General features: G+C 74.0%; 9 protein-coding genes. 5 read left to right on the forward strand and 4 right to left on the reverse strand.

Annotated elements, in window-relative coordinates:
- On the reverse strand, positions 1–1,461 hold a 1,461-nt coding region (locus DVA66_RS10845), incomplete at its 3' end, for a M1 family metallopeptidase (protein WP_232821897.1).
- Positions 1,462–1,646: 185 nt separating this feature from the next.
- Here DVA66_RS10845 and DVA66_RS10850 point away from each other — a divergent pair.
- On the forward strand, positions 1,647–2,819 hold the full coding sequence (locus DVA66_RS10850; RefSeq protein WP_114560101.1) for a GNAT family N-acetyltransferase: 1,173 nt from the start codon (positions 1,647–1,649) through the stop codon (positions 2,817–2,819).
- 19 nt (positions 2,820–2,838) lie between these two features.
- Complete coding sequence (locus DVA66_RS10855; protein ID WP_232821898.1) at positions 2,839–3,840, forward strand: LLM class F420-dependent oxidoreductase; 1,002 nt, start codon at positions 2,839–2,841, stop codon at positions 3,838–3,840.
- Between the two features lie 41 nt (positions 3,841–3,881).
- On the opposite strand, the gene DVA66_RS10860 is transcribed toward DVA66_RS10855, so the two are convergent.
- Complete coding sequence (locus DVA66_RS10860; protein WP_198671664.1) at positions 3,882–5,189, reverse strand: outer membrane protein assembly factor BamB family protein; 1,308 nt, start codon at positions 5,187–5,189, stop codon at positions 3,882–3,884.
- 88 nt (positions 5,190–5,277) lie between these two features.
- Here DVA66_RS10860 and ligD point away from each other — a divergent pair, with 88 nt between their 5' ends.
- The 3 genes from ligD to DVA66_RS10875 are packed head-to-tail and all read left to right on the forward strand — an operon-like array spanning position 5,278 to position 9,344.
- Positions 5,278–6,903 (forward strand): non-homologous end-joining DNA ligase LigD, encoded by a 1,626-nt coding sequence (ligD, locus tag DVA66_RS10865; RefSeq protein ID WP_114560104.1) that lies wholly within the window; start codon positions 5,278–5,280, stop codon positions 6,901–6,903.
- Between the two features lie 18 nt (positions 6,904–6,921).
- The gene (gene ku / locus DVA66_RS10870) at positions 6,922–7,914 is read left to right on the forward strand and encodes a non-homologous end joining protein Ku (RefSeq protein ID WP_114560105.1); all 993 of its coding nucleotides are present in this window, start codon (positions 6,922–6,924) and stop codon (positions 7,912–7,914) included.
- A 20-nt stretch (positions 7,915–7,934) separates the two neighbouring features.
- Positions 7,935–9,344, forward strand: a complete 1,410-nt coding sequence (locus DVA66_RS10875) for a serine hydrolase domain-containing protein (RefSeq protein ID WP_114560106.1) — start codon at positions 7,935–7,937, stop codon at positions 9,342–9,344.
- Between the two features lie 9 nt (positions 9,345–9,353).
- On the opposite strand, the gene DVA66_RS10880 is transcribed toward DVA66_RS10875, so the two are convergent.
- Positions 9,354–10,700, reverse strand: coding sequence for an MFS transporter (locus DVA66_RS10880; protein ID WP_232821899.1), 1,347 nt, complete (start codon positions 10,698–10,700; stop codon positions 9,354–9,356).
- A 33-nt stretch (positions 10,701–10,733) separates the two neighbouring features.
- The coding region (locus DVA66_RS10885; protein ID WP_114560107.1) for an SDR family NAD(P)-dependent oxidoreductase at positions 10,734–11,450 on the reverse strand (717 nt) is incomplete at its 5' end.

Here is an 11,450-nt window from a genome sequence, read left to right on the forward strand (position 1 = left end):
CGGCACCCGGGCCAGCTCGCGCCCGGACGCATCGAGGGCGGCCACGGCCACCGCGTGCCGGCGTCCGCTCGGCCCCGACGCCGGTGGCACGGCCCGCACCGCCCGGGCGCCGTCGGCGTCCACGACCTCCAGCCGGTCCATCCCGCTGGTGCGCAGCCAGGCCTGCTGCCACTCCTGCAGGCCGACCGCCCCGGCCCGCTCCCAGCTGGCCAGCAGGTCGGCCAGCTCGGCGTTGCCGTAGGCGTGGGTGGCGAAGTGGTCGCGCAGCCCGTCGAGGAAGATGTCGTCACCGAGCCGGGCGGCCAGCTGGCGCAGCAGCGCCGCGCCCTTGGCGTAGGAGATGCCGTCGAACTGGCTGAGTGCCTCGGCCGCGTCGGCCGAGCCGTTGCCCGCGACCGGGTGGGTGGAGGGACCCTGGTCGGCCACGCTCCCCCAGGCCTTGCGGATGATCCCGAACTCGCTCCAGGCGTCGTAGCGGGTGACCTCGGTGGTGACCCGCTGGCCGAGGTACTCCGCGAAGGACTCGTTGAGCCACAGGTCGTCCCACCAGCGCATGGTCACCAGGTCGCCGAACCACTGGTGGGCCATCTCGTGGGCGATCGTGCTGGCCCGGGCGCCGCGCTCGAACTCCCCCGCCGCCCCGGTGAAGATCATCTGGTCGCGGAAGGTGACGCAGCCCGGGTTCTCCATCGCGCCGGCGTTGAAGTCGGGCACGAAGGCCTGGTGGTACTCCCCGAACGGGTAGCGGACGCCGAAGAGCCGGTGGAACTCGTCGAAGCAGGCCCGGGTGACCTCGAGGACGTCCTCGGCCTCGCGGCGCAGGTGCTCGCCCAGCGAGGCCCGGGCGTGCACGCCGAGCACGATGCCGTCGTGCTCGGCGGTGACGCTGGCCCAGGGCCCGGCGACCAGGGTGACGAAGTAGGTGGCCAGGGGGCGCGGCTGCTCGATGGTGAACCGGCCGGGCGCGGTGCGCACCGCCGGCCCGTTGCCCAGCACCTGCCAGTCCTCCGGGACGGCCACCGACAGCCGGTAGGGCGCCTTGAGGTCGGGCTGGTCGAAGCAGGCGAACCAGCGCGGGCCGGCGTCGAGGAAGCTCATCGCGTAGAGGTAGGTCTCGCCGTCGGCGGGGTCGGAGTGGCGGTGCAGGCCCTCGCCGTCGCTGCTGTAGGCCATCTTCGCGCTCACGACGAGGGTGTTGTGGCGCGCCAGCCCCTCCAGCGGCAGCCGGCCGTCGGCCACCGTGACGTCGAGGACGCGTCCGTTCAGCCGGACCTCGCCCAGCCGCTCGCAGCGCAGGTCGCAGAAGGTGGTGGCACCCTCCTCGGCGGTGAAGACCAGCGTGGTGGTCGAGGCGAAGGTGTCGCTGGTCCGGGCCGCGGTGAGGTCGAGGTCGACCTGCATCGACTCCACCCGCAGCAGGGCGGCTCGGTCGACGGCTTCGGCGCGGCGCAGTGCGGGCATGGCCACACCGTAGTGCCGTGTCCTCGCGGCCGGCGCTCCGATCCGTGTCGATGGCGCGCGACCCTTGGCTCCAGCGCGAGGGTCACGCGGTATGACACATCCCGGAAGGAGCCGAGGGCACGGGTGACGCGGTCGGCGCCGGGCAGTAGCGTGCTGCCGTCCGGGCACCGTCAGCGAGGAGTGGCATGAGCGTCGAGATCCGCGAGCTGACCGAGGACGACCGACGGGCCTCCGACGCGCTGAGCCACGAGGCCTTCGGCGCGCCCCGGACCGACCGCGACCCCGAGCCGCGTCCGCTGCCGCCCGGCCGGCACCGGGTCGGTGCCTTCGCCGACGGCCGCCTGGTGGCCAAGCTGTCGGCCGCGGAGTACACCTCCTTCTGGGGTGGGGCCGAGCTGCCCACCGCCGGCATCGGCGGGGTCACCGTGGCGGTCGAGCACCGCCGGGGCGGGCTGCTCCGCGGTCTGTTCGAGGCCGGGCTCGCCCCGGCGCGGGAGAACGGCGTCGCGGTCTCCACGCTCTACCCGACCGCGCCGGCCATCTACCGCCGGCTGGGCTACGAGGTGGTCACCGACCTCATCACCGTCCGGGTGCCGACCAGCTCGCTGGCCACCCTCGCCGTCCCCGATTCGGTGCGCCTGCGGCGCGCCACCGAGGCCGACCTGCCCGCGGTCCGCGCGGTGTACCGGGCCTGGGCGGAGGGCCACAACGGTCCGCTGAGCCGCACCGGGCCCGCCTTCGGAGCCTCCGACGCCGAGGTGCTCGCGGAGTTCAGCGGCATCACCCTGGCCGAGGTGGACGGTGTCTGCGTCGGCTACTGCTCCTTCGACCGCGGCACCGGCTACGGCCCGGAGGCCACCGTGGAGGTCAGCGACCTGGTCGCCACCACCGGCGAGGGCTACCTGGCCCTGCTGGCCTCCCTCGGCTCGCACGCCTCCGTGGTCGGCAACATCGACCTGCGCACGTCCGGCTCCGACGTGGTCCGGCTGCTGCACCGCACCTCGCACTGGCAGGTGGTCTCGCGCAACCCGTACATGCTGGCGGTGCTCGACGTCCCCGCCGCGTTGAGCGGACGCCGCTGGCTCCCGGTCGAGCGCACCCTGGGCTTCGGGGTGGAGGACGAGGCGGTGCACGGCTACCGGCTCACCCTGGACGGGCTCGGCGGTGGGGTCTGCGAGCAGGTGCCGCTGACCTTCGACATGCCGGTGCTCACCCGGCGCGGGCTCGCCGCCCGCTACGCCGGCAGCCAGTCCTGCGCCAGCCTGCGCGCGGCCGGGCACCTGCGCGGCGACGACCGCCAGGACCCGTGGCTGGACGCCCTCTTCACCGGCGAGGCCCACGTGCTGGACTACTTCTGACCCGTCTAGGGTGAGCCCCATGGCTGCAGCGATGGAGTTCGGACTGTTCGTGCCGCAGGGGTGGCGCTTCGACCTGACCGAGGTGGAGGACGCCCGTCAGTGGTCGGTGATGCGGGACCTGGCCCAGCGGGCCGACCGCGGTGGGCACTGGCAGAGCCTGTGGGTCTACGACCACTTCCACACCACCCCGGTGCCCAGCGAGCAGGCCACCCACGAGGCCTGGACGCTGATGGCCGCGCTCGCCGCCAGCACCGAGCGCATCCGGCTGGGCCAGATGTGCACCTGCATGGCCTACCGCAACCCGATGTACCTCGCGAAGGTGGCCGCGACCATCGACCACGTCAGCCAGGGCCGGCTCGAGATGGGCATCGGCGGCGGCTGGTACGAGCACGAGTGGCGGGCCTACGGCTACGGGTTCCCGCGCGCCGGCGTCCGGCTCGGCATGCTCGACGAGGGCGTCCAGATCTTCAAGCAGGCCTGGGAGACCGGGCACGCCACCCTGGACGGGAAGCACTACCAGGTCGACGACGCGCTGTGCTTCCCGCTGCCGCTGCAGGCCGGTGGGCCGCCGCTGTGGATCGCCGGCGGCGGGGAGAAGGTCACCCTGCGGATCGCCGCCCAGCACGCCCGCTACACCAACTTCGCCGGCACCCCGGAGGACTTCACCCACAAGTCGGAGGTGCTGGCCCAGCACTGCCGCGAGGTCGGCACCGACTTCGGCGCGATCACCCGCTCCTCCAACTACAACGTCTTCATCGGCCGCGACGAGGCCGAGGTCGCCGAGCGCCGCCAGGCCTACATCAACCGGGTCAAGGGCCACCTCAGCGAGGAGAAGATCGAACAGCAGCTCGGCGGCTTCGACGGCATGCCCGGCACCGGCACGCCGGAGCAGATCGTGGAGAAGCTGACCGAGATGAAGCGCCTCGGCATGACCTACGGCATCTTCTACTTCCCCGAGGCCGCCTACGACACCTCCGGCATCGAGCTCTTCGAGAACGAGGTCATCCCCGCGCTCCGCTGAGGCCACGTCTCAGCTCCAGGTCCGGCGTGCGCCGGGCCGGATCAGCTGGGGTTCGGCACCAGCACCGTCCGCTCGTGCTCGCCGCCGACGGCGTCGCGGTACGGCAGGGCGAGCAGGGTGCCGGTCGGCGTCGCGCCGACGACCGCCGCGTCCTCCCGGTAGGCGTCGTCGAGCTCGGTGAGCACCCCGGTCCGGGAGTCGAGCACGCCGACGGAGAGGAGGTGGTACTCCTCATCGCGTTCCTCGGCCAGCAGCATCCGGGCTCCGGGGACCCCGGGGTGCTTCGAGGCGAGGTGCCACCCCCGGGCCAGCTCGACGGTCGTGAGCTCCCCGGTCCCGGCCTCGAGCCACCGCACCGAGGTCGCCGTCGTGATCCGCAGCCGGTCGCCGACCGGTTCGTAGGACGGCGCGGCGCCGTCCCTGCCGATCTCGGTCGTCCAGCCGCCGCCACCGGTCAGGAACCGGCCCACGGCGACCCGCTGGTCCCGGACGTGGTCGAAGGTGATGAGCGTGTCGCCGGCGATCGCCCAGTCCCCCACCTGGAAGTGCTCGACATCGAACTCGGTCGCCACCTCAGCGGTCCGGAGGTCCAGCACCCGGAACCGGAGCCGGTCGAGGCCCCCGACCACGAGCCAGTCCGCCTGCCCGCTCCAGCGCCGCGGGTAGAAGGACGAGGCACCCTGGTTGCTGGCCACCGCCTCCTCGGCGACCTCCCACCGCTGCTCACCACTGCGCCGGTCCAGGGCGAGGGTGCGGCCGTCGTCGGCGAACACGACCACCTCCTCGTCGGCGGCGAACGGCCGGGCACCGCCCACCTCGGCCGACCACTGCGTCTCCCCCGTCGCCGTGGACACGGCGATGGCGGGCTCCCGCTGCCCTCCGGTGGTGACGGTGACGACCGAGTCGCCGGCGAGCACCGCGGTCCGGCTGCCGGCGGGATAGGCCTCCTCGTTGACCCACACCTGCTCCCCGTCGAGCGAGTAGCCGACCAGCTCGGTGCGCTGGTGGTCGATCAGGACCCGCACCCGGTCGTCGCGGCCCACCTCGGTCACGTCGTCCTCGTCCTCGGCCTCCGGCGTGGCCGGAGGCAGCGCGACCGCACCCGGCGGCAGCGGAGGTGGGACGGCGACAGCCACGACGCCGGCGCCGACCACCGCAGCAGCCGCCACCAGGCCGACCAGCGCCGACCGCCGGCTTCCGCTGAGCACCAGCACCACCGCGACGCCGACCGCGAGGAGGGCGAGGACCCACAGCGGCCACCCGAGCCCGAGCACGACGGTGGCGACGCCCAGGGCGACACCCGCGACGCCGAGGAGCGCCGAGGCCAGTGGTCTGTTCCGCGTCCGCATGGGCGACACCGTAGTGACGACGCGGTCACCCGGTGCCTGTGCACCGCCCGGGCGCCAGCCCCCGGCAGCGGCGTGGCACGGTGGGACCATGGCGCGGCAGCGGAGCAAAGGAGCGGACCACGACGTCCCCCTGGCCCGCTACCAGTCGATGCGGGACTTCCAGCACACCCCCGAACCCGCGGGCGCCCCCGCACCGGACCCGGGGAGCGGGCAGCGCCGGTTCGTCGTCCAGCGCCACCGGGCCCGGGCGCTGCACTACGACGTCCGCTTCGAGATCGACGGCGTGCTGGTCAGCTGGGCGGTGCCCAAGGGCCCCAGCCTCGACCCGGACGTCCGCCGGCTCGCGGTGCACGTGGAGGACCACCCGGTGGAGTACCTCGACTTCGAGGGCGTCATCCCCGGCGGGCAGTACGGCGGCGGCGACGTCATCGTCTGGGACACCGGCACCTGGGAGCCCAACCCCGGCGTCGACCCGGCCGAGGAGCTGGCCGGCGGGACCCTGCACGCCACCGTGCACGGGCAGAAGCTGCAGGGCCGCTTCGTGCTCTTCCGCACCAGCCGCGAGGGCTCGGGCGGCAAGGAGCAGTGGATGATGGTGCACAAGCGTGACGACCACACGGTCGCCGGCTGGGACGCCGAGGACCACCCGCACTCCGTGCTCAGCGGGCGCACCAACGACGAGGTCAAGCACGACCCGGACCGGTTGTGGCGCTCCGACCTGCCCGCCGACCAGGCCTCGGTCGCCCTCAAGGTGGCGGTCCCCGACCCGGTCACCGAGGACGAGCTGGCCGCCCTGGACGAGCTCGGGCAGAACGGCCGCTGGACGGTCTTCGGCCGGACGCTGCGCGTGACCAACCTCGACAAGGAGCTGTTCGGCGCCCGCGACGGCCAGCCTCCGGTGACCAAACGCGACCTCATCCGCTACGCCGCCCAGGTGGGACCGACCCTGCTGCCCTACCTCGCCGGGCGCGCGCTGAACATGCACCGCTACCCCGGTGGGGCCGACACCAAGGGGTTCTGGCACAAGGAGCTGCCCGACCACGCCCCGGACTGGGTGCCGCGCTGGCGCAACCCCGACGCCGGGCGCGGGGAGACCCGGACCTACCTGGTGGTCGACGAGGCCGCCGCGCTGGTCTGGGCGGCCAACTTCGGCGCCCTGGAGTGGCACCCGTGGACGTCGCGCACCGAGCAGCCGCGGTGCCCGTCCTACGTGCTGTTCGACATCGACCCCGGCGAGCGCACCAGCTGGGAGGAGGTGCTCGTCCTCGCCCGGCTGCACCGCACCGCGCTGGAGCACCTGGGCATGCGCGGACGTCCCAAGCTGACCGGGCGCCGGGGCATCCAGGTCTGGGTGCCGATCGCGGAGGGGCCCGGGTTCGACCAGACCCGGGCCTGGGCCGAGACGGTCTCGCGCAGCGTCGGCACGGTGGTGCCGGAGCTGGTCAGCTGGAAGTGGTCGGTGCAGGAGCGTCGCGGCCTCGCCCGGCTCGACTACACCCAGAACGCCATCAACAAGACCCTGGTCGCGCCCTACAGCCCCCGGCCGGCTCCCGGCGCGCCGGTCTCGGCCCCGATCGACTGGGACGACCTCGACGACCCCGACCTGCGTCCCGACGGGGTCACCCTGCGTGACATGCCGGGACGGCTGGCCGAGCGCGGCGACCTGTTCGCCGACGTCCTCGACCACCACCAGACCCTGCCCGACCTGCACTGAGCCCGTAGGAGGAGAACGATGGCGAGAGCGATCTGGACCGGGGCGCTGTCCTTCGGCCTGGTGAGCATCCCGGTGGGGCTGTACTCGGCCACCGAGGAGCACGAGGTCCGCTTCCACCAGTTCGAGCGCGGCACCAGCTCGCGGATCCGCTACCGCCGGGTCAACGAGGACACCGGCAAGGAGGTCGGCTACGACGACATCGCCAAGGGCGCGGAGGTCGGCGACGGCGAGTACGTGATGCTGAGCGATGAGGACCTGGAGTCGGTCGAGCCGGGCCGCAGCCGCACCGTCGACATCACCGACTTCGTCGAGGCCGCCGAGATCGACCCGATCCACTACCAGAAGAGCTACTACCTCGCACCGGCCGACGAGACGGCGGCCAAGCCGTACGGGCTGCTCGTCGCCGCCCTGACCAAGGCCGACAAGATCGCCGTCGCCACCTTCGTCATGCGCAGCAAGGAGTACCTGGCCGCGATCCGGCCGAGCGGGGACGTCCTGGTGCTGGAGACGATGTACTTCGCCGACGAGGTGCGCGACCCGGCGGAGTTCCTGCCCGAGGTGCCGAAGGCGCCCTCGGCCCGCGGCAAGGACGTCCAGATGGCGATCGACCTGATCGAGGCGATGACCAGCCGCTGGGACCCGGCCAACTACACCGACAGCTACACCGAGCGGGTCGAGCAGCTGGTCGCGGCCAAGCGCGACGACCGCGAGGTGGTCACCTCCAGCGAGCCGGAGGAGGGCGGTGAGGTGGTCGACCTGGTGGCCGCACTGAAGGCGTCCCTGGACGCCGCCCGCGGGCACAAGCCGGGCAACCAGCACCGCCGGGAGAAGCTGTCGACCCGCGAGGCCGGCGCCGGCGGGGATGCCGACGGCGAGGCCGAGCTGTCCTCGCTGTCGCGCGACGAGCTGTACGCGATGGCGCAGGAGGTGGGGGTGAGGGGCCGCTCCTCGATGTCGCGGAAGCAGCTGCTCGAGGCGCTCTCGGAGGAGGGTCGGCGACGCGCCGGCTGACCCGGCCCTAGGGTGGGCCCGTGAGCCCGTTGCCGCGCAGCACCCCGTCCGAGCAGCAGGTCGACGCCGAGGGGGTGCAGGCGACGCTGGACGCGTGGGAGCGCAGCGGCACCGAGCTGCACAGCCTGATGGTGCTGCGCCACGGCTCCGTGGTCGCCGAGGGCTGGTGGAGCCCGTACTCCGCCGAGCGCCGGCACCTGCTCTACTCCCTCAGCAAGACCTTCACCGCCACCGCGGCCGCGCTGGCCAGCGGTGAGGGTCTGCTCGACCTCGACGACACCGTGCTCTCCCACTTCCCCGAGCTGGACGGCGAGGTCACCGACCCGCGCAGCCGCGCGATGCGGCTGCGCCACGTCGCGGCGATGGCCAGCGGGCACGACCACGAGACGCTGCCCGAGGCGCTGGCCGAGGACCCGACCAACCCGGTCCGCGGCTTCCTCCGCCTGCCGCCGCAGGCCGAGCCCGGCACGCTGTTCGCCTACAACCAGCCGTGCACGTTCAGCCTCGGCGCGGTGGTGCAGCGCCGCTCCGGGCGCACCCTGACCCGGTACCTGCGCCCGCTGCTGGACCGCCTCGGTGCCGGTCCGGTCGGCTGGCTCAGCCGCGACGGCGTCGAGCTCGGGTTCAGCGGGCTGCACGCCCGCACCGAGGACATCGCCCGGCTCGGCCAGCTCTACCTCTCCGGAGGCCGGTGGGAGGGCGAGCAGCTGCTGCCCGACGGCTGGGTGGCCGAGGCCACCCGCAGCCACGTCGCCACCGACGGCGAGCCGAACCCGGACTGGCGGCAGGGCTACGGCTTCCAGGTCTGGCGGAGCCGGCACGGCTACCGCGGCGACGGCGCCTTCGGCCAGTTCTGCCTGGTGCTGCCCGAGCAGGACGCGGTGGTCGTCACCACCGCCGCCACCGAGGACATGCAGACCCTGCTCGACGCCGTCTGGGAGCACCTGCTGCCCGCCCTCGGTGCCGACGGCGACCCCGACGCCGACCGACGGCTGGCCGAGCGGCTCGCCGGGCTGCGGCTGCGCCCGGCGGGTGACGGTGGCGCGGTCGAGGCGCGCTGGGCCGGGCGTCGCAGCGTCACGCCGGGTGAGCGCACCCCCGACGGGCTGGACGCGCTCGAGCTGTCCGAGGGCCCCGAGGGCTGGACGCTGACGCTGCACCAGGCCGGCGAGCTGTTCACCGTCCCGCTGGGGGCGGGCGACTGGGCGGTCGGGGACGCCCAGGGTGCCGACGGGCCGGTCCCGGTGGCGGTGTCGGCCGGCCCGGTCACCACCCCGGACGGGATGTCGGCGCTGGCGGTGGCGGTGCTGCTGCTGGAGACCCCGCACTCCCTCGACCTCACCCTGCACGCCGACGGCCGGGCCGACGTGGCCTGGCGCACCGTCCCGCTGCACCGCGCCCGGCTGGCCGAGATGCGCTGCCCGGTCTGAGCCGGCGCCTCACTCGGTGAGCGCGCGTCCCTTCAGCTCCGGCAGCGCGAAGGCCGCCGCCGCGGCCAGGGCGAAGGCGGCACCGAACACCGCGAACACGGCCGGGTTGCCGCCCAGGCCGACCAGCGGCGGCACCACCAGCGGCGCCACGACCGAGGCGACCCGGCCGAAGGCGGCGGCCGCACCGGCGCCGGTGCCGCGGACCGTGGTCGGGTACAGCTCGGGGCCGACGGCGTACAGGGCACCCCACGCGCCGAGGTTGAAGAACGACAGCAGCATCCCGGAGCCGAGCACGGCGGCGGTGCTGTCGGCGGTGCCGAAGAGGAAGGCAGCCACCGCCGAGCCGAGCAGGAACGTGGCCAGGGTGGTCCGTCTCCCCCACACCTCGATCAGCCAGGCCGCCGCGGCGTAGCCGGGCAGCTGGGCCAGCGTGATCACCAGCGTGTAGCCGAAGGACTGCACCATCGTGAAGCCGTTGTCGCGCAGCAGGCTCGGCAGCCACAAGAACGCGCCGTAGTAGGACAGGTTGATGCAGAACCACACCACCCACAGCGCGGCGGTGCGTCGCCGGAGCGGGCGCGACCAGATGGACTCCGTCCGCGCCACGGCGGGCCCGGTGACGCCCTGCTGCCCGATGTCGGGGTCGGGTCGGTCCGCCGGGGCGAGGTCGCCGGCCGACTCCTCGAACCGGCGGACGGCGTCCTCGGCCTCGGCGTGGCGGCCCCGGGACTCCAGGAACCGCACCGACTCCGGCAACCCGAGCCGCACCACCAGCGCGTAGACCGCCGGCACCGCGCCCAGGGCCAGCGCCCACCGCCAGCCCGCCTCGCTGGTGGGGATGACGAAGTAGCCGATCAGCGCCGACAGCACCCAGCCCAGCGCCCAGAACGCCTCGAGCGCGACCACCATCCGGCCGCGGATCGCCCGCGGGGCGTACTCGCTGACCAGGGTCGAGGCGACCGGCAGCTCCGCCCCCAGACCCAGCCCGACGAGGAAGCGCAGGGCCAGCAGCATGCCCAGCCCCACCGACAGCGCGGACGCCCCGGTGGCCAGGCCGTAGACCAGCAGGGTGAGCGCGAACACCTGCCGGCGCCCCACCCGGTCCGCGAGCAGACCGCCCAGGCTCGCCCCCAGTGCCATCCCGACGAAGCCGACCGAGCCCACCCAGCCCTTCTCGGTGTCGCTCAGCCCCCACTGCTCACCGAGGGCGACGAGGACGAACGAGATCAACCCGACGTCCATCGCGTCCAGGGCCCAGCCGATCCCGGAGCCGCCGAGCAGGCGGGCGTGCCGGCGGGTGAACGGCAGCCGGTCGAGGCGCTCGGTGCGGGTCGGGGACGAGGTGGTCGACGTCACGGGACGTCACGCTACGCCGGAGCGGGAGGCGGCTCAGCGCTGCTTCATCACCCGGGCGGCGACCTCGAGGGTGAGCCGGCGCGGCAGCAGCCGGGCGGCCACCGACTGCACCCGGTTGGGCAGGTCCGGAACCAGGTACGGGGGCACCGTGCGGCCGTCCAGGGTCCTCAGCAGGGCCCCGACCACCTGCTCCGGCGTGGTGACGTTGCCGCCGAGCGGGCCGTGCTCGCTGCCGGCGGCGTCGAAGAAGGCGGTCTCGGTGGGTCCGGGGCAGAGCGCGGTGACCCGCACCCCGCTGTGCCGGGTCTCGTGCCACAGCGCCTCGGTCAGGTGCAGCACGTAGGCCTTGGACGCGACGTAGGCCGCGAGCCCCGGTGCCGGCTGGAAACCACCGGTGGAGGCGACGTTGACCAGCGTCCCCCGACCGGCCGCGACCATCGGCTCGAGGAACGTGCGGGTGATCGAGGTGAGGGCGGTGACGTTGAGGGAGAGCATCTGCTCCAGCCGTCCCGGGTCCTGGCCCAGCAGCGGGCCGTACAACCCGAACCCGGCGTTGTTCACCACGGTGTCGACCAGCCGGTCCCCGACCAGCTCGCCGACCGCGGCGGCCAGCGCCGGCCCGGCGGCGGGCACCGCGATGTCGCGGGCCAGCACGTGCACCTGACGGCCCGCGGCGGCGAGCTCCTCGGCCAGCGCCTGCAGCCGGTCCTCGCGCCGCGCGACCAGCACCAGGTCGGCGCCCCGCTGGGC

This window comes from Desertihabitans aurantiacus (assembly GCF_003344635.1).
GTDB lineage: Bacteria > Actinomycetota > Actinomycetes > Propionibacteriales > Propionibacteriaceae > Desertihabitans > Desertihabitans aurantiacus.